This window comes from Vibrio sp. 1-2 (7-a) (assembly GCF_013048515.1).
Classification (GTDB): Bacteria; Pseudomonadota; Gammaproteobacteria; order Enterobacterales; family Vibrionaceae; genus Vibrio; species Vibrio diabolicus.
In genome coordinates, this window is the sequence record NZ_VHSQ01000001.1 from 1,165,093 (window position 1) to 1,188,251 (window position 23,159).

Genomic DNA, 23,159 nt, shown 5'->3' on the forward strand with positions numbered 1-23,159 from the left:
TTGGCGTGACTAGGGATCTAATAGCAGTACGCTGAGCGGCTAATGAAACAATTTTGACCATAAAGGGCTCGGATAGAAGATCCTGTATCACGCTCCTCCGTCGCTGTACAGGATGACGAGAGATAGAAATATGCCACTCGCTGTTAAACGAGTGGCATTAATCGAGAAAGATGGCGTTTTACATCAATAAGAAGAGAAAGTAACGGTTACTTAATCAGCCCTACTTCTTTGTAGTATTTGAGCGCACCTGGGTGAAGAGGCGCAGATAAACCGTCTTTTACCATTTCCTCTTTCTTCAAGTTCGCAAACGCTGGGTGGAGACGGCGGAAATCATCGAAGTTTTCAAATACCGCTTTAACCACGTTATAAACCACATCTTCTGGTACAGCAGTAGAGGAAACAAACGTCGCACCCACACCAAAGGTTTGAACATCACTATCTGTGCCACGATACATACCACCCGGTACATTTGCGACACGGTAGAAGCTATTGTCTGCAACCAATTTTTCTACATTAGGTCCAGCTACCGTTACGATATTACTATCACACGACGTAGTGGCTTCTTTAATCGCTCCACTTGGGTGACCAACGGTATAAATCATCGCATCAATTTTGTTATCACAAAGTGCTTTTGATTGCTCTGCTGCTTTTAACTCAGACACAAGCTTAAAGTCATCGTTACTCCAGCCATACTGGCTCATTAACACTTCCATGGTGCCTCGTTGACCTGAGCCAGGGTTACCAATGTTGACGCGCTTACCTTTCAAATCATCAAAAGTTTTGATGTTCGCGTCTTTACGTGCAACGACAGTGAACGGTTCTGGATGAACGGAGAATACGGCGCGTAGTTCTTTAAAAGGCCCGCTTTCCTTAAACTTACTGGTTCCTTTGTAAGCATGATACTGCCAGTCTGATTGAGCGATACCGAGATCCAATTCACCAGCACGAATAGTGTTGATGTTATAAATCGATCCCCCAGTACTTTCTACCGAACAACGGATACCGTGATCTTCTCGCGATTTGTTAACCAAGCGACAAATTGCTCCACCAGTCGGATAATAAACCCCTGTTACGCCACCAGTACCAATCGTGACAAACGTTTCTTCCGCAGACGCAGAAAAGCCAGTTGTGAGTGCCGCTAAAGAAGCAGCAAGTGCGATTTGCTTAAACTTAAACATTGAACATCCTTTTTACCTGTGTTGATGACCGTTTAAGTATAGCAACCGTTAACAATTTGATAACGTTTGAGTTCTCATCTTTGAAGGTTGAATTATAGATATGTACTTTTTCATCAACGTAACCTACTGATAAATAATATCTATACTTGAATTGCACAAAAAAAGCGTTGTATAAACAACGCTTTGTAGTTAGTGAGATGGACGGTTACACCGTTGGGACTGACGCTCGCCACGCTTGGTTCTGACTATCTGAGATAGAACGGAACAAGTCACGTAGCTCTTTCAACAGACCTTCTTGGAAACCAATGTTTTCATCGGCTTTCTGTTTGGCTGCTTGTGCGCGAGTCGCTTGTACTTCATCATCTTTGCTGCGCGCTTGCGCTTTGGTTTGCTCTACATTCGATGCAGAGTTTGCCATCTGGCCCAAAGCTTGAAGAATGGCGTTCTTCGCTTGGTTTGAACTCATCAGCTTATCGAACTTACGACCACCACTTGTCAGCTGTGCTGTCGTGTCCGCGATATTGTCTTTTGCAAGTGAGTGCGCACGCTTAACCTGATCTTGCTGAGTTTTAGATAATCCATTGTTATTCATCAACTCTTCTGCTTGTTCAAAGCCTGCTTTTTGCGTCTTCAGTACATTATTGCTTGCCATTTCATTCTTGATTTCTTTCCCCGCTTTGAAAGAACCAAGCGCACCAATAATGGCTGTTGCACCCGCTAATACGCCCGAAACTACTGCCATAGCGATCATCGCGCTTGCTGAGTTGTTTAGTTCAGCCGCTTGGCTTTCTAAACTCGCGACGTTTGCTTCTACAGCAATTTCACGCTGTAGCACTTGCTGCTCACGGCTCAGCTTTGATACTTGATACAACAATGTTAGTAGCGTCAACGATTGTGATACCGCATCTGATGGTGACTTGATCACCTCTTCACCGTTAAGCGCTCTCATTGTTGTGCTCATTAGCGAACTAACCGTCGGTGCAAGAGCGTTCATTAAGTTTGCAACAACTTGAGCTTGGTTGCTCACTGCTGGTGCTTTAGGAGCCTCTAACTGGTAGCGTGCAGCACCAGAAACACCTGATTCACTATGGCTTTTAATAGCGCCCGCTTCAAGCTTTGTTTCTGGTGTTTTTTCTGCTTTGGTTGTTTTAATAGTGTCGCCTAAACCATACAGTTCGCCGCGTCCCGTTCCGCCTACTTTATCTAGCATAATAAACTCCTTATACCGTTGCAGGACGGCTTAACACCGTTTGCATGGTTTCACTTTTCGCTTGGATCATTTGCATGATGACGCTCATCAGCTCTTGGAAATCTTCCATCAACTTGCCAATTTCTTCTTTAAGCTTGTCGATGACGGCCTGGCTTAAGGTCATTTTGGCGCGAAGGTCCGTGATATCTGCCTGAATCTCAGTTACGTGAGCATTGTTAGCGGCATGAACACTGTCCGTAGCGCCTTTACCCACGTTGACGGCAATATCGACAGTTTCTGCTCCGTAACGAATCGCTTTTGCGGTCGTTGTCGCGGCTTTTGAGCCCATGTCCGCCACTTTCGCCATATTTGCAGCTGTTTTTGTAGCGATTTCTGTGACCTTTTGAGCTATCTTGCCAGCACCTTTTGCTGCAAGTTTCGCGATACCGCCAGCAGCTGCACCACCGAATGTCACAACAGCTCCGATAACCGCGACGGCGATTTCTAATGCCATTACGACTTTGTTTAGCACATCGACATTTACGCCCGCTTCTTTTAGCGCATCTTGAACGGCTGGCTCTTGCAGCGCCATGCTCACTGCTCCCATGACGCCACCAGCGATCATAAGAGCACCAGCTGCTGCACCAACACCCGTTGCCACCATTACGGCACCAACAACAATAGAAACCACCGCACTGATCCAACCAAAGATCTTCGCTGCTAAGCCTGATTTTTGGGCTTCTTTTGCAGCGGCTTCCGATTCTTTGATTTTGTCTTGGTTTTCCACCATCTCTTTTTCGTGCTTAGCTTTTGCGACCTTCACTTCCTGAATTTTCAGCTCGTTTTGAGCACTTTTCAGTTTATCCGTGATAGCAGCAAGCTCTACTTCAAAATCATCAGCAGAACCTGCGATGATTTTGACTGCAATCGAACCTGTTTGATCTGCAACTGCATGGAGAGATTTTGCAATGGTATCGACGATCTTTTGCAGCTGTGCCATGGCTTTTAGCGTCAAATCATTCACTTTGTCGCTAACAGCTGCGTTAGGTGCATCTAACTGAACTTTTACTTTTCCGGTGTTCAGTACATCTGCATCTTTACTCTTCACGTTTTCTACCGTTACAGAAGGCGTCGCTGTAGACGCCGTTTTCTGCACGTTATCTAACGTGGTTTGGCCAGATTCAGGGCTATAAACCTGTGTCTGGATGCGGTCAAGTGCAATAGAACTCATAGTCTAATTACTCCTTTTTATTTCTCACCGCTTCTAACATGATGCCTGCACGCTCATGCAAATCTGCATATTGTGATTTTCCGGCAGACATCTCCTTCGCGCTGTAAAACCCACTCTCTGCTTCTGTCAGTTGTTCCAATTTCAGGTGACATTCAGCAGAGTGAAAAGGTGGGCGTGGATCATTTACGTCCACTAGCGCTGCGTAGCTGTAGGCGTCTATTGCCTGCAGATACTCACCCAACTCCTGACGAGCCGCACCAAGGCCAATGAAAAATCGCGCCTGATAATGATCAAGCATGCTGAGTAATTGAAATACTTTCGCTGCTTGCTCAATCTTTCCCGATTGGAAAAAGTTGTAACCTACGGCATAAATGTGTTCGATGGTGTCCTGAGACACATCGTGCAACATTTTTAGCGTGCCTCCCTCTTCCAGAAAAGACAGAAGCTCTTCTGCTTGCATTTGGGATGGATCGGTCGCGTTTGTTTTAGTCATGGTTGTTATCCTTAAATGGCTCGTAGGATTTCTTGTAAAATACTGTGGTACTTCTGAACAAACTTGTTCATTGCTTCAACGGTAGAGTTGTATTGGGAGCTAGTATCATTTAGCTCTGTCGTTTTAATTTGAACTTGGTCGTTGAGTAGTTTGGATTTGTCACTGACCGAGCTAGAGAAATTAGAGAGCTTTTTACTCTTCTCTTCGTCTTTGAAACTTGTGCTCTCTACGGCAATGCCCTGTGTATCAAAAAAGTCGGTGTGGGTTTTAATGCCGTTTTGTTCGAGATACTTGTATTCCGGTGATTTTTTGAATTCTGCTTCCGAGCTGTAGTTAAAATCAGAAGCGCTAAATAGATTGCTCCCCGGTGTGTAAGTCCCATCAACACTTTGCGTAGAGTGAATTTTTGATTGCACAACACCAAAAACTTTAAGCTGTATTGTGAGATCCTCTAATGCCTCTTTCTGGTCATTACGTTTCTCTAAACGGTTAACACGACGCTCATTTAGTGCAAGCAGCACTTGCTCATCAAAACGATCTCCAATGCTGGACTCAACAACGGCCAACAAATCACGAGCCGTTAGAGAGTGCTCTGCTCTCACCTCGCGATCCGCTTTCTCTTTGTCGGTGATATTGAGTAGACGCTCTTTCAATGCCCCTAAGTTTTTGCGCAATGCCTCGTATCGCTCAGTAAATGAAGCCCCGGTAGATTCACCTTTTACTATTTTTTCAAACTGTAATCGGATATCTCGTTCGGTGTTTTCTTTGATCAAATTAACTTGAGCTGCCGTTATTTGTGTCTTTTGGACATCGGCTATCGCGCTGTCCTGGTAAAAGTCGTCGATTTCTATATTTGTTAAACTCACCGCGAAGTTGGCGAACAGACTAGAAAGGGTCAAAGGCTCAGTTCCACCAACAAAAGTGTTAAGTGCTGCTTTTAGATTGTTCGTTCCAGTCGCCTCACCATAAGCTGCGCTATATTGGCCTTTCACTTGAGCGGCCATTTCATCTAACGCTTCTTTAAGCTGCTGTTTAGAAATACCAGGAGTCCAGGTAATTCTGTTAGCTAGCGCACTTGCTTTATCGGTGCTTAAAGTAATACCGATGCCTTGAAAACTACTTTTTAATTGAGCTGAGACTTGAAGAGCGAAACTCTCTTTAGTCAACAGGAAATCCGAGCTCTTCAGTTGCGCGAGATTAACGGAACCTAAGCTACTAAAGGCATTGCGAAGAAAAGAAGTAGAGGCATCTCTTACTTCACGGGAGCTCATTTGATTAGCAAGCTCTGCAACAAAGCGAGAAATTTCTTTGGTGGCATTAGCCAGTTCTGTCTCGGAGAGGTTAGCGATCTGCTCCGCTTGGTTACTCTGAGTCCCCAAATTAAATTGACTAACAAACTCCGTAGATAACGAGCTATCTACGCTTTCCGTCAGTAACTTACTAAACCAAGCTTGAAACTGATTTGATAGTGTTTGGTTTGTTTGAGCATTGAACTCGGCTGCGGTTAATTCGCCATCTGAGTTAGCACTTTGTAGCGACTTTATCCAAACAGATGCGGTGTCGGTCAATGATATATCAGCAAATGCGTTATTTTTCGCTTTTAGGTTTTCAAGTGTATCAACATAAAGCGCGATGCTTTGTGATTCCGTTTGTCCCGAGATAGTTGGCAATGAAGAAATTAGAGAAGCAAGTTGCTGAGTCTCTGCTTCACCCAGTACAGGTGTAAATGCCTCTATCAAGTTTTGTTGGAAAGTGGGTAATGGTGCACTACTCGCAGCTGTGTCTGTTGCTCCTGTCGCAGAGCCAGTCGTTTTCATATTCGTCATTTCCAAACCTCTAAATCATCATGCCGCGCATCACTGTAGGACGCTTTCTGCGTTTACCTGACGTACCTTGTAGCTGATTTTGTTGTTGCCGGCGGCGCTGGACTTCGTCTATTAGCTCTTGCTCTGCACGTTTCATGGTATCTACTGGCGCTTTTATGCCGCCAAGTAAAACATCACCCGCAACAGGACCAACACCTAGGCCTTCCAATAGCTCGTTAAAAATATCGGTTCTGTCTTCAGCTTTTCTAATGGCGAGCTCAGCGTTCTCAATCGCATCGGTAAACGGTTGCTTCATCTTGATTCCTATCTTAAAGCGGGTCATCTCATCGGTGCTGTCAGTAACAGTCGTGAGTTTTTACTTTTTCAACTTTTTCAAAGGTCTATAATCTGCCAGGCGTAAACAGTACCAGTCGTCTAGCTCATCATGGCTAGCACCGCATGCTCTTAAATAAAACTGGGCTAATCGCTGGCTGCTCATGTTGCTACCACGTAACACATCGACGTTTCCGCGAATGACCCAATCGGAGGGATAAAGTTGAACAGCATGCTCAGCTAAGAGAAATAAGCCTGCAAAAGGGTTACTCAACCCTAGGTTTGGATGCACACGTTTCAAAAGAACGATGATGATTTCTCCGTCCTCCACACGAAAAACGAGCTCTAAACCCTCAACTTCAATTCGATAACCAAGTTGAATTTCACTTTTTTGCCAAAAGTATGGCGTCACTTCGATCCCCGCTTGCGCAAGCGAGAGCATTAGTTTTGTTTTCATTACATCCCCACCCTTCCAAGTGGCTGAATATTGATTTGCTGAGTTAATTCTTGAAATGACAAAACGGGCAGATCGTAGTATTCCGATTCAATAAGCTTTCGCACATATCGGCGTACATCCATAGACACAACTAACACAGGCTTATTCGGCATGCGGCTTAAATCACCAATGGTCTGTTTCACATCACTCACAAATTGTTGAGTTACAGACGGGTCTAACGCCAAATAGCTTCCTGCAGAGGTTTGACGAATACCACTGCGTATTGTGTCTTCGAGACTTTGATCCAATAAGTAAGCGGGCAACATGTTTTGTCCGCTCGCGTATTTGTAGCAAATGTAACGTTTTAAGCTGGAACGAATGTACTCTGTCAGCTGTACAACATCTTTCTCTTTTTGGCCCCACTCAACCATGGCTTCCAAGATCACGCGAAGGTTTCGGATGGAAATGTCTTCAGAAACCAAGCGTTGCAAGATTTCCGTCATTTTTTGTAACGGGACAATGCGCTGGGCCTCTTTAACAAGCTCCGAATAACTGCCTTCCATCTGCTCCAACAGATAACGCGTCTCCTGAATACCAATAAAGTCTTGTGCGTATTCCTTGAGAACATGAGACAAGTGGTACGTTAAAATTCTGTCGGGTGTGAGAAAGCCGACATGGCTAGTCGTGAGTTTTTGCTCGTAACTTTGTGCCACCCAAATGCTAGAAATACCGGGTAGAAAATCTTCATCTTGCTCATAAGGCACGCCTAATAAATCGATCTGTTCATTCCCTTCTGTCACCAAGAGTTGATCTTTTACAATTCGTCCTCGTGCAACCGGAACTTCTTGTAACTGAATTAAATATTCGCCATTTTGCATCCCCTCGTTAAAACGCAGGTGGATACCCGGGAAAGGCACGCCGAGGTCGAGATATAGTGCGCGCCTAACCCTTGCTAGCTCTTCATTCAATGCGACCGCTTCCAAGCTTTCCTGAAGGCTCGCGTCAAGATCGATCAAGAGTGGGACCGTCATGGCAAACTCTTCTTGCTCACCTAACTTGCCTTTACTGTTTCTAGATGGGGTTGGTTTGCTTGGCTTCGCTGCTGGTGAACCCGCCCCTTGCGAAACAAAGCTTGATAAGTCGGTACTATCTGATTCCGCCTGTTTTTTCTGTTGATAGAAAAGGAAGAAACCACCACCACCAACCACTGCGGCCAAAACCAGAAAAGTAATTTTTGGAAAACCAGGAATCAGTGCGAACAGCACCAAAAGCACACCGCCAATAAGGAGTGCACGCGGCTGAGCAATGACCTGACCGCCAATGTCCGAGCCGAGATCAGAAGAATCTTCATGAGATACACGCGTCACGATAATACCGGCCGTAATCGCGATAAACAGCGCCGGAATTTGCGATACCAAACCATCACCAACGGTCAAAATCGCAAACAACTCAAGTGCTTCAGAAGCACTCATGCCTTTTTGCGTTACCCCGATCGTGACGCCACCTAAGATGTTGACCACAATGATGACCAAACCAGCAATGGAGTCGCCTTTAACGAACTTCATCGCGCCATCCATCGAGCCATACATTTGGCTTTCTTTTTCAATCAGTGATCGTCGGTGCCGTGCTTCGTGTACGTCAATCACCCCAGCGCGCATGTCACCGTCAATACTCATCTGCTTACCAGGCATCGCATCAAGTGAGAATCGCGCACTAACTTCTGCAACCCTCTCAGAGCCTTTGGTGATCACCATAAACTGAACAATGGTAATGATCAGGAACACAACGATACCGACCACTAAGTTACCGCCCACAACGAAGTTACCGAATGTATAAACGATTTGACCAGCATCGCCTTGCAGCAAGATCAACCGGGTTGTCGTAATGGATAAAGACAAACGAAACAATGTCGTGATCAGTAGCACCGCGGGAAACGCAGAGAACTCAAGCGGCGTGGTGATGTAAATCGCTAACATAAGCAGCACCACCGCAATGCTCATGTTGGTGCCAATCAGCACATCCACCAGCGCGGTAGGCAGTGGCAATATCATCATAAAGACGATCGCGAGCAACATCACAGCAAGCATGATGTCTTTGCGTTGCCCTACCTTGTTTAAAATATCGATCAACTTATTCATGTGATTCACTATTTAAAGATTGCAGATAGCGTCGGTGCGCTTGGCGTGCCCCATCGACGTCATTTTGTTTCCAACGCGCTTGGCTTAAGCAAAACCAGAGTCCTGCCGAATCAGGTTTAAGGTCGGATTTTAATAAGTGCTCACATACCTCAACAGCACGGGCATATCGACCACTTTGTAAACACGCCACTGCGAGCGTTTGCATCGCCTCTTTGTGTTGCGGGTCTATCTCTAAAACCGCATCGAGAATAGAGATGGCATGCTCTGGCTTTTGGTATTGAACTTGTAGTGCAGCGTGAACAAGCAATAGTTCAATGTCTTTGGATCTCAACATGTTGGTTAGACCTGGATAAGGAGATTGAGCGCCATAGTGAGGTAACGCTGATCAAGTTGCGTACTTTGTAGCGTTTCGGATGCTTTGATAAAAGAAGCGGAGCCTGAATCCTGTGCAAGAACTTGCAACTGAGCCAACGTTTCATCGAACTGTTGGCGGTACTTTTCTGGACGCAACAATTCTGAGTGCAACAATTTTGGCTTGGTTAACGCGATTAGGTATTGGTCTGAAGGCCTGAGGTCATAGAGCTTCTCTAAATGCGTAGCGACCGCCTGTCCATCAGGAAGTAATTGAAACCGTTCAGGGAAATCGGCCTTAACCTCACTATGAGTAACATGCGTGAAGGCTTCTATTCCTACGTTTAAAGTGCTTACTCGAGTCATGAGGTTGCCACATCGTTATGTAGACGAACCAAAAGCGTAAACGCTTGTTCTAAAGTCGGAAGCGTGACCTCTTCTCCGTTTAACCGCGCGGAAAAAACCAAAGTTTGCTCATCTAACAAACCAGTTTTAATTTCGAAAGGCCAGCCTTGATCGGCATGACACAAACTGAGTGCGCTTTGAATGATGTCACTGGTTTGATGCCAAGATAACGCTTGAGACAACATCAAGAATAGCTGCTCCCCGTGTCGCTCAATATGTAGTGTACCGCTTTGCTCAAAATCCAGCTGCACCCGTCCAGCTGATGAGAAATCGACGGCATCGAGCCCCATTCCTCGGCAAAATTCATTGACGGATGCATCAATCCAACTCATATTCCCACGCTTCCTCTTCTTCTATATCAATGGCTTCGTCTAACGCCTTTTGTACCGCTTGTATTAAATTCTGTCGTTGTTCTTCATCGGCGAATACGTCAATTGGGATTGCGCGGACTAACTTGTGGAACTCTCGAAAAAAATCGATTTTTTGTTGTACCGCCGTCAATTCCATTGCGTTGGCGACTTTCCAAATCTCATCACTGCTTACCCATCGCTGCTCTACCAACGCAATCACATCAGCCATCAAATTAGAAACTTGATAAGCCATAACTCGTCCTTTCCGGTTTAAACATTTGGAACAGCTGACTCACGCGATCTTGCAACGTATTTAGAGTTTTGAGTTTTTGCATATCGGACATCAACCACTGCAACTTAACCGAGTCGATACTGCTGCCTTGAACACTAAGATCTGCACTCATGCCTTGCAGCATAAACTCAACAGCGGTCGATACCTCCTGTTCACCAAAGCGCGCCACTACGTCTTGATAAGCAGCGCCGAGCCCTTGATAGCTATGAACGGTATCGCGATAGAAACCGCGCAGCTGATGTAATGAGCTAAACTCTTGCTCTTGGCTGTACTCATCAGCAAAGTTTGAGACGCGAATTTCCGTATCAATTTGAGCCCAAGAATCTGGGTTTTGCTCGATTCTCAGAATCGCTTGGTCAATCAGCGCTAGTAGATGTTTACTTTCTGGGCTCGCACTCAAAAACTTTTTAACGGCTTTTAACGCAAGGTATTGATGGCTTTTCTCCTCTGAAAATCCATTCAAATAAGCTTGCAATTGAGCGATGGTCGAGATATTTCCTCCCGCCATTTTTGCAGCCAGATCTTTGATCTTTTGGTTCTTTTCAAGATCAGGGACTTTTCGCAGATAGTCAGAAACGAGTTCGTGCGCTTCATTAACTCGAACGCCACTGTCTTTTACTTTACGCTTGGTCAAATCTTTTTCTGCTTTTTCGGAACCGAGTGAAGTGAGCTCTTCCATCGCATCAAAAAGTGATTGTGTGGCATTGTGAACACGGACCGTTTCACCGCGGTAATTGCCTTTTCGTGAAGCGTCGGTACGAGACGATTCCAACCCGTTTTGGATAGACGCATCAAACTTTGGGTTTGTTGCGATATGATTGTTGATAATACTCATTCACTTGCACTCCTTCCGTACAATACAGGCGAATTATAGGAAGTGCGCTTTCTCGAAGCTGTCAAAATCAGACGTGTTTTTTTAGTGCGTTTTCAGTTTTCTAAAAACTCCCGACTGATATTCACTATAAATCCCCCCTCATCCTTTCTATCCTCCCAACATCAATCATTGCGCATATTTTTACCTTGAACGATTTCTCATACATCACTGATATCCAACAATCTGCGATCAGGCAAACTCGTCTGATCCAAATTCGCGGGCGCGTTACGCAAGTAACCGGCACCATCATCAAGGCCGTTGTCCCCGGCGTTCGTGTTGGTGAGCTGTGTGAGTTGCGTAATCCTGATCAAACTCTGTCTTTATTAGCGGAAGTCGTTGGCTTTCAACAGCATCACGCTCTGCTCACACCGTTAGGAAATATGTTTGGGATTTCCTCAAATACAGAAGTTAGCCCAATGGGAAAAATGCATGAGGTCGGCGTTGGCGATCACCTATTAGGTACAACGCTTGATGGGCTTGGGCGTCCTTTCGATGGTACGCAAAGCCAGGAACCAAGTGCTTGGTATCCGGTTTATCGCGATGCGCCACCACCAATGCAACGTAAACTGATTGAAAAGCCAATCTCTCTTGGGATTCGATCCATTGATGGACTACTGACCTGTGGTGAAGGTCAGCGCATGGGCATTTTTGCAGCGGCGGGCGGTGGTAAAAGTACCCTACTGGCAAAACTGATTCGATCCGCAGACGTCGACGTGACCGTTCTCGCCTTGATTGGTGAACGCGGACGCGAAGTACGAGAGTTTATTGAGCATGACTTGGGCGAAGAAGGAATGGCCAAATCGGTTTTAGTGGTCGCGACATCCGATCGCCCGGCCATGGAACGTGCCAAAGCCGCTTTTGTTGCCACTTCTATTGCTGAATATTTTCGTGACCAAGGTAAACGCGTGTTACTGCTGATGGATTCTGTAACGCGTTTCGCCCGCGCACAGAGAGAAATTGGACTAGCCGCAGGCGAGCCACCAACACGACGTGGCTATCCGCCTTCCGTTTTTGCCGCTTTGCCAAAGCTGATGGAACGAGCCGGCCAATCTGACAAAGGGTCAATTACAGCGCTGTACACCGTGTTGGTTGAAGGCGACGACATGACAGAACCTGTCGCCGATGAAACTCGCTCCATTTTAGATGGGCACATCATTCTCTCGCGCAAACTTGCGGCAATGAACCATTATCCCGCCATTGATGTACTCCGATCAGCAAGCCGCGTGATGAATCAAATCGTTGAACCTGATCATCAGGCGTCTGCTGCTCACCTTCGCGAAATGTTAGCCAAGTACGAAGAAGTTGAGCTACTGATAAAAATTGGCGAGTACCAGCATGGGGCAGATAGCCGAGCAGATATGGCGATTGCACAAAGTGATGATATACGCGCCTTTTTACGTCAAGGAACGCATGAACCAAGTGATCTTGATGGTGCTATCGCTCAACTAAAAGGGATGGCGAACCAATGATCGAACGGTTATTAGAAATCAAACAAATTCGAGCTGAACGTGCGGATAAAGCCGTTAAGCGCCAAGAATACCGAGTATCAAATTCGGCAGCACAGGTTCAAAAGGCCGAACGTTCCGTAGCGGACTATCACGTTTGGCGTCAGGAAGAAGAAGAACGACGTTTTGCCAAAGCAAAGCAACACACACTCGTTCTCAAAGAGTTGGAAACATTGAGACAAGAAATCGCGTTGTTGAGAGAGCGAGAAGCCGAGCTTAAACAGCGTGTTGCCGAAGCAAAAAAAGCGCTTGAGTACGAACGTTCGGTACTTAAAGAAAAACAAAAAGAGGCACGGCAAGCCCATAAAACCAAAGAAAAACTCGTTCAGTTGCAACAACAAGAACTCGCGGAACAGTCGCGAGAAAGACAATACCAAGAAGAACTCGAACAAGAAGAGTTTCGCACTGTCGATATTATCTAAAGGTTCATTATGCGCATTACTCCAACAGAAGAAACACCGAATACGCTGTACAAATCAACGCCAGAAAAAAAGCCCCTGGAGCGAGAGGCTGAGCTTCAATCACAGTTCGAGCGTGCAATGACGGAGAAACCTCGCAAGGAAGAAGAATCTACCGTTGCGAGCAAAAAAGACACTCAGAGCAGAGACGAGAGCCTTCCGTTAAGACATGAAGCATCTCAAAGCCTAGACAAACAATCGAAACTTTCTAACCAAGAAACCAGCACTTATAGAAATACCGCTACATTAAAAGACAAAAGTGACATTGTAACCAAAAAGGACGTGGAGAAACCACAAGACGACGCAAAAAATAGCGAAGAAAGCCTAATTGAAAACAGTAAATTGCATGAGAAAGATAAGAAACTTGAGAGCGTTCAGGCTCCAAGCCCATCCTCGCTTGAGCGCGTTGGCCCCCATTCTCAAGCACAAGCTTCTCTCGACGGCTCTCTCCCTAAAAAGGCCGTAGGGAAATCGCTCGCTCAAGATGCAATTAACAATGCTAACTTCACGACGAAACAAACCGAAACGACACACAATAAGCGTGCAACTCAACGACTACAAGACACAGGCAAACTAACAGATAAAACCGATAGTCGTTCTGAAACTAAATCGCTTGAGAAAATCGAGACGAAAAGCGCACTACTGGCCGGTAAAGCGGATGACGAAAAAGCAGATCCTCAACACCTTGCGAGCGCGGCAACACAAGGCGATGTCATTTTAAAGAGTGTCGCTTCACAGGCTCAGCCGGCCCCTGTACGAGAAGTAAACACGTTACTCCAACAATTGGTGGACAAAATCTATGTTTCGCTGCCAACCGCATCGGACAACAAAGAGGTTCGGCTGTTTCTGAGTGAAGGACAATTAAAAGGTGGCGAAATCCACATCAAGTTGGACGCGCAAGGTTATAGCGTGACGATTCGACAAGAGCATGCCCTTTCCATTATTAGCCAACAAGCTAGACAAGATCTTGCCGAACGCCTAAATCGATTTGGCGGTGATCAGCCACTTCGTCTAGCGATCAGCGAACAAACTCAACAGCTCGATCAACAACAACATGAACAACAACACTCACGCCAGAAACGTAGCGTGTATGAAGAATGGCAAGCGGAGAATGACCTATGACGCCGTTAACGATACCCAAAGTCGATTCAGACAGTATTGCGCTCAGTAATCAACTTTGTGCAAAGCAATGCCATTTCCAAGGGGCTGATGGTCAGAGCGTATCGATTACTGTTTCTCAAATCCCTTCATTTGAAGGATTCCGTTTAACCACGTTGATTGGAGGGCAAACGGTCCAAGTGGATTTTTGTCGTGCGCAACTCCAGAAATGGCTTGAGTCTACTCTGAATGCCACTGCATTCGAGTCACTGCCCAACTCGCTCCAGTTAGCACTTTTGAGTTCTCAGATTGAACCGCATAGTGAGGCATTCAAAGCACTATTTGGTCAGTTGCCCATTCTTAGCCAGTTACAACCGTTAGAGTCGAGCCAAGTTCAAGAGCATACCTTGATGTTAACCCTCAATAAACCTAACGGCTCTCTTTGTTTGTGGGTTAGCGAAGGAGCAAACGTGCTGTTGGATGCACTACCAAACAGCGCTGCTCTTCAGGCGCGACATCTCGCTTTACCTGTGTGGTTAAGCCTTGGAAAGACCCATTTAATGTTAAGCGAATTTAATTCGCTCGAACTGGGAGATGTGATCTTTTTTGACGATTGTTATATCGCCCAACAACAAGCCATTTTTCAAGTATCTAACCAGAATCTCTGGCGCTGCCAACTGGATGACCAAATTCTTCACATTATTGAAAAAGAAACCAATATGAATGACGTAAACACTTCAGAAATGTTAACCGACCACCAGCAACTGCCCGTGGAACTCACGTTTGATATCGGCCATCAAACCATCACTCTAGAACAGCTTAACCAGCTTCAGCCTGGGTACGTATTCGAGCTAAACCAACCTGTATCTAAGCCGGTAACATTGCGTGCCAACGGCAAAATCGTCGGTGAGTGTGAACTGGTTAATGTTAATGAGCATTTAGGTGTGCGCGTACTGGAACTGTTTGGTGGCACGCAGGAGCCAGCATGATCCAGTTACCTGACGAGCTCAATCTCATTGTCAGCTTAGCACTGCTGGCACTGATCCCATTTATCGCGATGATGGCGACGTCGTTTGTAAAACTCGCCGTTGTATTCTCACTGCTGCGTAACGCTCTCGGTGTACAGCAAATTCCACCGAACATGGCGCTGTACGGATTGGCGATCATTTTGTCTATTTTCATCATGGCTCCCGTCGGTTTTGAAACCTACGACTACGTAAAGCAGCATGATATCTCCCTCGAAGATTCTGCAAGTGTAGAAGGCCTCATTGAAAGCGGTTTACAGCCTTATCGAGAGTTTTTGAAAAAACATATTCGGGAAACCGAAGCCATATTCTTTACCGATGCTGCGCGCACATTATGGCCTCAAAAGTACGTGGACCGTTTAGAGTCAGATAGCTTGTTGCTGTTGCTGCCAGCGTTTACGGTCAGTGAGCTTACCCGTGCTTTTGAAATTGGCTTTCTATTGTACTTACCGTTCATCGCTATCGACCTAATTGTATCGAATATCTTGCTCGCCATGGGCATGATGATGGTATCGCCAATGACGATTTCCCTCCCCTTCAAATTGTTACTCTTTGTCTTGCTTGACGGCTGGACGAAACTCACCCACGGCTTAGTGCTGAGTTACGGTTAATCACGGAGAAAGTATGCATTCTGCTGAAATCATTCATTTCACAACTCAAGCATTAACCCTAGTTTTGTACTTGTCGTTACCGCCGATTTTAGTCGCAGCATTGGTTGGCACATTGGTGTCGCTTATTCAGGCGTTAACTCAGGTCCAAGAACAAACGTTAGGCTTTGTGGTCAAGCTTATCGCGGTCATTATTACGCTGTTCGTCACAACGCAGTGGCTAGGGGCAGAGCTCCACGCCTTCGCCTCGCTTGCCATGGATAAAATTCCTCAAATACGATGAGTTATCACGACTTACACCAGGCCTTATTTTTGTACAGCCTGACGTTGCCTCGGTTAATGGCATGCTTCATCTTTTTGCCTATTTTGAGCAAGCAAATGCTAGGCGGCACCATGGTGAGAAATGGTGTGCTTTGCTCACTCGCACTGTTTATATTTCCGATGATTAATCAGCAAAGCTTGCCTGCAGAAACCGACGGTATTTGGCTGATAGTGATTTTGGGTAAAGAGGTATTAATTGGGCTATTGATCGGGTTTGTTGCTGCTATCCCCTTTTGGGCAATAGAAGCGGCTGGCTTTCTGGTCGACAACCAACGTGGTGCTGCCATGGCAAGTATGTTTAACCCAACGCTAGGCTCGCAATCGACGCCAACCGCAGTGTTGCTGACCCAAACGTTGATTACCCTGTTCTTCTCTGGCGGGGGCTTTGTCACTTTTATCTACGCGTTATTCAAAAGCTACACATCTTGGCCGATCGTGGACTTTTTCCCAACCGTTAGCGATGCATGGGTAAGCTTCTTCTACGCGCAATTTGAACAGCTTATGTGGCTTGGTGTGTTGATGTCCGCTCCATTAGTGTTGGCAATGTTTCTTGCTGAGTTTGGTCTGGCGCTTATCAGTCGTTTTGCACCGCAATTGAATGTTTTTTTCCTTGCCATGCCAATAAAAAGTGCCATCGCGAGTGTTTTACTGATCGTGTATCTCGGGTTAATGATGGATCACTTTGAAGTGCAATTTTATGGCATTACCCGATTCGCAGAACAACTCAATACCATTTGGCAATAACGCTTAGGATTCTTTATGAGCGCAGAAAAAACAGAGCAACCCACCGCAAAAAAGTTACGCGATGCTCGGCAGAAAGGTCAGGTAGCCAAAAGCCAAGAAATCGTATCGTCTGCATTAATTTTAGCGCTCATAATTGTACTGTTTGCGTTCGCAGATTATTACATGTCGCACATCTCAGCGCTTATTCTCCTACCAAGTAAGCTTGCTTATCAGGGCTTCCAAGATGCGCTAGTCGATGTCGCTATTGCCATCGCAAAAGAAATTGCCTATCTACTCGCTCCGATTATTCTGGTTGCTGCACTCGTCGCCATCTTTTCCAATATGGGGCAGTTCGGCTTTCTATTTAGTGGCGAGTCCGTTAAACCCGACATCAAAAAGATCAATCCCGTCGAAGGTGCCAAACGCATTTTTTCCCTCAAGAGTGTGATTGAATTTATCAAGTCGATCCTTAAAGTCTCTCTTCTTTCCTGCATTATCTGGGTGACATTACGCGGTAACATCAACGCTTTAATGCAAATTCCAACTTGTGGGTTAGAATGTGTTCCGACCATTACTGGCGTCATGATTAAACAATTAATGATTATCTCTTCGGTAGGTTTCATCGTCATCGCTGCCGCAGATTTTGCGTACCAAAAGTTTGATCACACGAAGAAGCTCAAAATGAGCAAGGACGAAGTGAAGCGCGAATACAAAGAGATGGAAGGCAGCCCTGAAATCAAAAGTAAACGTCGTCAGCTACACCAAGAGCTACAGGCCTCCAATCAACGTGAAAATGTTAAACGCTCCAATGTGTTGGTAACAAACCCAACGCATATCGCGGTTGGTCTGTACTACAAAAAAGGCGAAACGCCCCTGCCCGTCATCACCTTGATGGAAACCGATGCGGTAGCCAAACGTATGATCGCAATCGCCAAAGAGGAAGGTGTGCCTGTGATGCAAAAAGTCCCTCTTGCTCGCGCACTATACGCGGACGGCAACGTCGACCAGTACATCCCAAGTGATCTTATTGAGGCAACCGCCGAAGTGCTTCGTTGGTTGGCATCATTGGAGTCCGATAAGACGCTGAATTAACATGATTTCGAGAGTAAAGGCTATCGTACGAAGAACGGTTATCACTTTTCTATACGTAATGAGATTTTTAAATGTGTCATCCTTCGCTATAGGTTTCAGCATATCGAATTTGCCTACTTTTGCTTGTCTCAATGAAGCACTTGGTTCATGAAAAGTCGTGTTTACTAACGTCAATAGTGGTACTGTACTGGACAGTTTTACTTTCATCTCTAAACCACCTAGAGCTCGGTAAGAAACCACGCCAGCCACAACAAAGGTGGATTTTTGCTTAGGTTGATTTATTTATGCGCATATCTACCGAAAAGAAACGAACTCGAATCATCAAAGTTGCCACTGACCTTTTTATAAAGCAAGGTTACAAAGACACATCACTCGATCAAATCGTCGCGATTTGTGGAGGCTCAAAGCAGACGTTATATCGCTATTTTTCGAACAAAGAAGGGTTATTTGTTGAAGTTTTAGCATACAATACCAAAACCAGCTTAGAGTCCGTCTTCCAGCTTGCCGACAAGCAATCGGCGCCTTTACAAGAAACATTGAATGACTTCGCCAAGAAGTACCTAAAAGGTGTATGCTCCAATCCTATGCTATCACTTTATCGGATCGTTTCGGCTGACTTCAACAAACATGATTCCGTACCAAATCAATTCTGGCAGACAGGGCCGCATCGCATTCATCAATACCTCATCGACTTTTTAAAGAGTGAAACTGTCAGCTCACAACTCGATGTTGAAAATGCCGACCTCGCTTGTGAGCAACTACTTGCATTAATTAAACTTGATTACCAGAACATGGCACTAATTGGCTTCGATTTTCCGACAGATGAAGAGTTAGATGCACATACGAAAAAAGCGGTCACCGCCTTCCTAAATCTATACCAAAGATAAACTCACTGAATATAAAAGGGAGCATCATCGCTCCCTTGTTGTTTCTATGGCTTAGTGAATCTCTCGCTTCGCCGCCAGTTTTTTACCGATTATTAAGATTGGCGCGAGAGCAAAGACCGAGATAATAAACATCAATAATGAATTACTCAGTGCGAGAGTGGTCGCCTGCTCTTTGACAACAGAACTAATTTGGCTCATTCCTAATGCCGAATTTGGCAAGTGTCCATGAGTCAGAATCGTACTGCTCAACGCATTTTTATAAGCACCAAAAGCATGATTCACATCATCTAGCGTTCGGCCAGTCTCTCCAGCAGCTTGTGCACTATGGCTTTGCATTACCCGTAAGAACACGGCACCAGCAATCACACCGCCAATGGTACGAAAGAGGTAGAAATTGGCGATGCCTTCTAAACGCTGCCCGACCTGGAAGTACATCAAGACTGCAATGGTCACAGACACATTCAATAAGCCGACACCAAACCCACGCAACATCATCGGAACGGACAAAGATTCCGTACCAGCAAAGCTAGGTAACTGACTAAACTTATGTACCGAAAGTATAATCATCACCACACCAAACGGGACGACTGCATCCGCTAATGGACGGCGGAAGTAATACACCAGCACACTGACTAGCATACCACCTAGCATGGCATAAAATGCCGGCAATTGGGCATATCCAGCATTAAGGTTGTTGTACTGCAACGCCATTTTCAAAAAGCTAGTAAACAACAGATTGCTCGCCATAACAGCAAAACCTGCCAAAAAAGCGTTGTACATAAAAACATTAGTTTTCAACTTACTATGCAGCTGTATTGATGCTGTATTTAAGGGACTGGTTTTCACAAAATAATACACCACTAACAAAGTCAGAGCCGCAGCTATCGAAGAGGCTTTAACAAACCATTCCGAGTCAAACCAGTTGTAATAACTGCCTCTCATCAATAGAAATACAACGAGGCTTATTGTCAGGGCAAAAACTAAATAAAACCAGCAGCCAGATTTGGGTCCGGCCTCGATTTGAATCGACTTAGGATTGTATATGCATGCAATTATCAAGGCAGAGAAGTACAGCCAAGCCGACACGACACACAACAGTGACCAATCAAAGATTTCGACAATATTGGCCACTACCCAAGGGTAAGCGCCGATCGGTAGCAAGGTTGAGAATACTAGCGTTAAAGCGATAATGGCAGGTAGCCAACGCTGTTCAAAGAAGTGGAGCAAGTAAAGGTTTAATACCACCATTAACATGCTCATAAAAAAGCCACTCGAGAGCCAAGTCAGAGTGAACACCAGTTCTTGCTGTCCGCCCCAGTAAAGTACAAGATTGCTCGCTAGACCTACCAATAAAATGGCATGTAAGAGAATTAACGTACCCAATCTACGCACCAATATTGGTGTGAATATAAAACCTAATACCTGGGTAATCATAAAGCCGACTTTAACCAGAGCAACTTCATCGACAGATAAGCCTGACGTTGCCGCCATCTCATACGATAACTCGGTAAACATCACGGAGTTAATACCAAAAGCAGCAATCGCAAAAAGCGTCAAAATCAGCAGCGGTGAACGTTTTTCCATTGCAGTTAACCTTGTGCCGCAGTCTCGATCGATACTTCTGCAGACAACCCCGGATAGACTCGTTGACTCAATTCTTGAGGGATCTCTAGCTCAATACGTACTGGTACACGTTGTACTACTTTTACGAAATTGCCTGTCGCATTTTGAGGTGGCAATAAACTAAACTGTGCACCAGTCGCCGGGGTTATCGAAGAAACACGGCCATGCAATGGATGGTTTGGAAACATATCCAATACCACTTCAACCTCTTGCCCAGGCACAACGTTCTCAAGTTGTGTTTCTTTAAAGTTTGCCTCTATCCAAACATAATCTGGCACCATCACGATGAGCCCCATTCCTGGTTGTACAAACTTGCCGACTTGCACTTGTCTATCTGCCACATAGCCATCAAATGGTGCACGCACCGTGGTTCTTTCCAGTGAAATATTAGCCAGTCGTAAGCTTGCTTCTGCTTTTTTACGCTGTGCTGTCAGTTGCAACTTCTCAGTCATCAATGTGTCGAGCTGTTTTTGCTCAGCAGCTAAGCCCAATTTAGCGGTTTCAAGATTACTGCTTGCTTCAATAGATCGCGTTTTTTGTGCTTCAAACTGATTTTTGCTTACAGATTGCTTTTGTACCAAACGAGAAAGACGTTGAAACTCCGCCGCTTGGTGTTCGGCATTTGCACTCGCGCGGCGAATACCTTGCTTCGCCTGCTCAATTTTCATTAACTGCATATCCGTTTTGATTTGATTTGCAGTAAGCTCAGATTTCGCAACATCTAGTGCTGCTCGAGCAATTTCTTGGTTGGCAATAAAGTCTTCATCATCAATGACAAACAAAGGAGTTCCTTCTCTTACCCACTGGTTATCTTTGACAAAGATTTCGCTTACTTGCCCCCCAACCTCAGGTGAAATGGCCGTAACGTCTGAATGAACATATGCGTTATCCGTCATTACAGTATTCGGCTGGTATAAGGCACAGCCAGCAGCAAATAACGAACCAACAACAAGCGACAAGGCGATAACTTTCTTCTTCATGTTTGAAACCCATTTTATGATTTTCACAAACTGTACTGTACCGTACAGTTTTAGTAAAGATACATTTGATCATTGCCAATCAAAAAAGATCAATCTCATTGATTTATCATGAACTTCTTGAGAAAAGTGTTTTGAATGAAGAGAATTAAAACCTAACCATCTGTAATGTAAATAAAAAAACACATTTAAACTGAATAAATAAAGAGAGGACTGCAACTCCCCTACCTTTATTGAAGCCTGCTCCCCAACTCGGCGCATCAATCGCAAACAACTTGACTGGCCAAAGTTTTCGAAGCTACCTCACCAATTTTCATTAGCATCTCAATCTGACACATCAACCCAACGATAAGCACAAGCTAGTAGCATTTTCTTCAAACGAATTTGACATTGCCCAATATAGTTGTGTATACAACCATATTGTTCGTTCATGTTATTTGGTGAAATTTTCCATGTCCCAATACAACCATCATCAGTCTCTTGGTCACCTTACGGGGCTTGCTAGTCGTCTGTTTAACCGATTACTCACTACCCGTTTCAAAGATGCTGGTATTGATATGACAGCAGAACAATGGGGTGTCGTGTTGCTGTTACGAAACAACGGTGCCCTTTCTCAAAGTCAGATTTGTGAACTGTTGTACTTAGAAAAATCGAGCGTCAGTCGATCAATTGATGGGCTTGAAAAGCGCGGTTGGACAGAGAGGAAACCTTCGCCAACGGATAGTCGAAGTAAGTTAGTCGTGCTAACAGAAAAATCTTTAGACACCGTTGATACATGTGCAAATATCGCTTCGCTAGTGCTGCAAGAAGCCCAACAGAACCTTGCTGATGCCGACCTAGATAACAGCAAACAGCAACTTTCTAGCGTGGTAGCGAACTTACGCAAGCTTAACGGACAAATTTAACTTATCAGCGTACGTTGCGACAGAAGCTGGTTTAACAGTCAGGCTCAACCTTGGAGAAATACGATGACAAAACGCAATGCTTTAATTACAGGTGGCGCTCGTGGAATTGGTGCAGCAACAGCAAAAGCACTCGCTGCAGATGGTTACCGAGTTTTTATCAACTACGTAAATAGTGCTGCGGTCGCGGAAGCGTTAGCTCAGGAAATTCAAAACGCCGGTGGTGAGGCGTACACTTTAAAAGCTGACGTTCGAGATGACGCACAAATACAAGGAATGTTCGACAGCATCGCAAATGAACATGGTGGCGTTGATGTTCTTGTCTCAAACGCAAACATGAGCTTTACCGCTAAACCTTTCACTGAGCAGTCGTGGGAAGAGTTTTCACAAAAGCTCAATGACGAAATGCACGCTGCATATCAAACGGCAAAATTGGCGGTAGAAAACATGAAAGCCAGCCAGTTTGGTCGCTTAATTTTTATCTCTAGCACCTTATCAGAAGCCCCTGCACCAAGCTTTATTGCTCATGGTAGTGCAAAAGGTGCACTTGATAGCTTTAGTAAATACCTCGCCCAAGAACTTGGTCCCTTCGGGATTACGTCTAATGTCGTTGCTCCGGGTCTTGTAGAAACAGACGCAACAAAAGGTGCTCCTGAAGAGTTTAAAGAAACCATTCGAATGTTCACACCAACGCAGAAAATTGCCACACCTGAAGACGTAGCAAACACCGTGAGCTACTTGGCAAGTGAAAAAAGCGGACATATCACGGGCACATACAATCCAGTATGTGGCGGCGCCTACCTACCATAGCGCCAAGTGTGCTAGGCACAAATACAAAGGCATGTACGCATGCCTTTGTATCTTT

The 23,159-nt window shown here is 45.2% G+C and carries 26 protein-coding genes; 11 read left to right on the forward strand and 15 right to left on the reverse strand.

From position 1 onward, the window contains the following. Window positions 1–206: 206 nt before the first annotated feature. The 13 genes from FKN08_RS05100 to sctW form a co-directional block, all read right to left on the reverse strand. Window positions 207–1,178, reverse strand: coding sequence for a TAXI family TRAP transporter solute-binding subunit (locus FKN08_RS05100; protein ID WP_006741544.1), 972 nt, complete (start codon window positions 1,176–1,178; stop codon window positions 207–209). 205 nt (window positions 1,179–1,383) lie between these two features. Continuing rightward, entirely contained in the window at window positions 1,384–2,388 is a 1,005-nt protein-coding gene (gene vopD, locus FKN08_RS05105) for a type III secretion system translocon subunit VopD (protein ID WP_170891467.1), read from the reverse strand. A 10-nt stretch (window positions 2,389–2,398) separates the two neighbouring features. After that, a complete protein-coding gene (vopB, locus tag FKN08_RS05110) occupies window positions 2,399–3,598 on the reverse strand; it encodes a type III secretion system translocon subunit VopB (RefSeq protein WP_006741541.1) in 1,200 nt (399 codons plus the stop codon). A 7-nt stretch (window positions 3,599–3,605) separates the two neighbouring features. Then, a complete protein-coding gene (vcrH, locus tag FKN08_RS05115) occupies window positions 3,606–4,091 on the reverse strand; it encodes a SycD/LcrH family type III secretion system chaperone VcrH (RefSeq protein ID WP_005377258.1) in 486 nt (161 codons plus the stop codon). A gap of 11 nt (window positions 4,092–4,102) precedes the next feature. Next, window positions 4,103–5,917: a virulence-associated V antigen gene (locus FKN08_RS05120; protein ID WP_272870782.1), complete on the reverse strand. Its 1,815-nt coding sequence runs from the start codon at window positions 5,915–5,917 to the stop codon at window positions 4,103–4,105. 10 nt (window positions 5,918–5,927) lie between these two features. Next, entirely contained in the window at window positions 5,928–6,212 is a 285-nt protein-coding gene (locus FKN08_RS05125) for an LcrG family type III secretion system chaperone (protein ID WP_005395092.1), read from the reverse strand. A 60-nt stretch (window positions 6,213–6,272) separates the two neighbouring features. Continuing rightward, complete coding sequence (locus tag FKN08_RS05130; RefSeq protein WP_104969414.1) at window positions 6,273–6,686, reverse strand: LcrR family type III secretion system chaperone; 414 nt, start codon at window positions 6,684–6,686, stop codon at window positions 6,273–6,275. Beyond that, window positions 6,686–8,812 (reverse strand): SctV family type III secretion system export apparatus subunit VcrD, encoded by a 2,127-nt coding sequence (vcrD, locus tag FKN08_RS05135; protein WP_282136930.1) that lies wholly within the window; start codon window positions 8,810–8,812, stop codon window positions 6,686–6,688. The genes FKN08_RS05130 and vcrD overlap by 1 nt, the downstream gene beginning before the upstream one ends. Next, the gene (vscY, locus tag FKN08_RS05140) at window positions 8,796–9,137 is read right to left on the reverse strand and encodes a type III secretion system chaperone VscY (RefSeq protein ID WP_005395110.1); all 342 of its coding nucleotides are present in this window, start codon (window positions 9,135–9,137) and stop codon (window positions 8,796–8,798) included. Before vscY ends, vcrD begins: the two co-directional genes overlap by 17 nt. A 5-nt stretch (window positions 9,138–9,142) precedes the next feature. After that, window positions 9,143–9,520, reverse strand: a complete 378-nt coding sequence (gene vscX / locus FKN08_RS05145; RefSeq protein WP_005377246.1) for a type III secretion system protein VscX — start codon at window positions 9,518–9,520, stop codon at window positions 9,143–9,145. Continuing rightward, window positions 9,517–9,891 carry a type III secretion chaperone SycN gene (sycN, locus tag FKN08_RS05150; protein WP_012841776.1) on the reverse strand — a complete coding sequence of 125 codons (375 nt, stop codon included), beginning with the start codon at window positions 9,889–9,891 and terminating at the stop codon, window positions 9,517–9,519. Before sycN ends, vscX begins: the two co-directional genes overlap by 4 nt. After that, window positions 9,878–10,162 carry a TyeA family type III secretion system gatekeeper subunit gene (locus FKN08_RS05155; protein WP_170891470.1) on the reverse strand — a complete coding sequence of 95 codons (285 nt, stop codon included), beginning with the start codon at window positions 10,160–10,162 and terminating at the stop codon, window positions 9,878–9,880. Before FKN08_RS05155 ends, sycN begins: the two co-directional genes overlap by 14 nt. Continuing rightward, window positions 10,143–11,036: a type III secretion system gatekeeper subunit SctW gene (sctW, locus tag FKN08_RS05160; RefSeq protein ID WP_005395115.1), complete on the reverse strand. Its 894-nt coding sequence runs from the start codon at window positions 11,034–11,036 to the stop codon at window positions 10,143–10,145. Before sctW ends, FKN08_RS05155 begins: the two co-directional genes overlap by 20 nt. Before the next feature lie 185 nt (window positions 11,037–11,221). On the opposite strand from sctW, the gene vscN reads away from it, so the two are divergent. From vscN to FKN08_RS05205, 9 genes are all read left to right on the forward strand, one after another. Beyond that, the gene (gene vscN, locus FKN08_RS05165; RefSeq protein ID WP_170891471.1) at window positions 11,222–12,544 is read left to right on the forward strand and encodes a SctN family type III secretion system ATPase VscN; all 1,323 of its coding nucleotides are present in this window, start codon (window positions 11,222–11,224) and stop codon (window positions 12,542–12,544) included. After that, window positions 12,541–13,002 carry a type III secretion protein gene (locus tag FKN08_RS05170; protein ID WP_170891472.1) on the forward strand — a complete coding sequence of 154 codons (462 nt, stop codon included), beginning with the start codon at window positions 12,541–12,543 and terminating at the stop codon, window positions 13,000–13,002. Before vscN ends, FKN08_RS05170 begins: the two co-directional genes overlap by 4 nt. A 9-nt stretch (window positions 13,003–13,011) precedes the next feature. Continuing rightward, window positions 13,012–14,160 carry a type III secretion system needle length determinant gene (locus FKN08_RS05175; protein ID WP_170891473.1) on the forward strand — a complete coding sequence of 383 codons (1,149 nt, stop codon included), beginning with the start codon at window positions 13,012–13,014 and terminating at the stop codon, window positions 14,158–14,160. Further along, window positions 14,157–15,125, forward strand: coding sequence for a type III secretion system cytoplasmic ring protein SctQ (gene sctQ, locus FKN08_RS05180; RefSeq protein WP_170891474.1), 969 nt, complete (start codon window positions 14,157–14,159; stop codon window positions 15,123–15,125). Before FKN08_RS05175 ends, sctQ begins: the two co-directional genes overlap by 4 nt. Next, window positions 15,122–15,772, forward strand: coding sequence for a SctR family type III secretion system export apparatus subunit VscR (gene vscR / locus FKN08_RS05185; RefSeq protein ID WP_005377232.1), 651 nt, complete (start codon window positions 15,122–15,124; stop codon window positions 15,770–15,772). Before sctQ ends, vscR begins: the two co-directional genes overlap by 4 nt. A 13-nt stretch (window positions 15,773–15,785) precedes the next feature. Then, window positions 15,786–16,052, forward strand: coding sequence for a SctS family type III secretion system export apparatus subunit VscS (vscS, locus tag FKN08_RS05190; RefSeq protein WP_005377227.1), 267 nt, complete (start codon window positions 15,786–15,788; stop codon window positions 16,050–16,052). Further along, window positions 16,049–16,834: a type III secretion system export apparatus subunit SctT gene (gene sctT / locus FKN08_RS05195; protein WP_031780447.1), complete on the forward strand. Its 786-nt coding sequence runs from the start codon at window positions 16,049–16,051 to the stop codon at window positions 16,832–16,834. The genes vscS and sctT overlap by 4 nt, the downstream gene beginning before the upstream one ends. Window positions 16,835–16,849: 15 nt before the next feature. Then, on the forward strand, window positions 16,850–17,905 hold the full coding sequence (gene vscU, locus FKN08_RS05200; RefSeq protein WP_048626449.1) for a SctU family type III secretion system export apparatus subunit VscU: 1,056 nt from the start codon (window positions 16,850–16,852) through the stop codon (window positions 17,903–17,905). Between the two features lie 284 nt (window positions 17,906–18,189). Further along, a complete protein-coding gene (locus tag FKN08_RS05205) occupies window positions 18,190–18,792 on the forward strand; it encodes a TetR/AcrR family transcriptional regulator (protein WP_053807479.1) in 603 nt (200 codons plus the stop codon). A 51-nt stretch (window positions 18,793–18,843) separates the two neighbouring features. Here FKN08_RS05205 and FKN08_RS05210 read toward each other — a convergent pair whose 3' ends face one another. Further along, entirely contained in the window at window positions 18,844–20,376 is a 1,533-nt protein-coding gene (locus FKN08_RS05210) for an MFS transporter (protein WP_170891475.1), read from the reverse strand. Between the two features lie 5 nt (window positions 20,377–20,381). Beyond that, on the reverse strand, window positions 20,382–21,395 hold the full coding sequence (locus FKN08_RS05215; RefSeq protein ID WP_048626452.1) for an HlyD family secretion protein: 1,014 nt from the start codon (window positions 21,393–21,395) through the stop codon (window positions 20,382–20,384). Between the two features lie 449 nt (window positions 21,396–21,844). Between FKN08_RS05215 and FKN08_RS05220 the strand changes: the two genes are divergently transcribed. Together FKN08_RS05220 and FKN08_RS05225 are read left to right on the forward strand one after the other, a co-directional pair. Then, window positions 21,845–22,297 carry a MarR family transcriptional regulator gene (locus FKN08_RS05220; RefSeq protein ID WP_005395130.1) on the forward strand — a complete coding sequence of 151 codons (453 nt, stop codon included), beginning with the start codon at window positions 21,845–21,847 and terminating at the stop codon, window positions 22,295–22,297. A gap of 63 nt (window positions 22,298–22,360) precedes the next feature. Beyond that, window positions 22,361–23,104, forward strand: a complete 744-nt coding sequence (locus FKN08_RS05225) for an SDR family oxidoreductase (protein WP_048626454.1) — start codon at window positions 22,361–22,363, stop codon at window positions 23,102–23,104. Window positions 23,105–23,159: the final 55 nt, after the last annotated feature.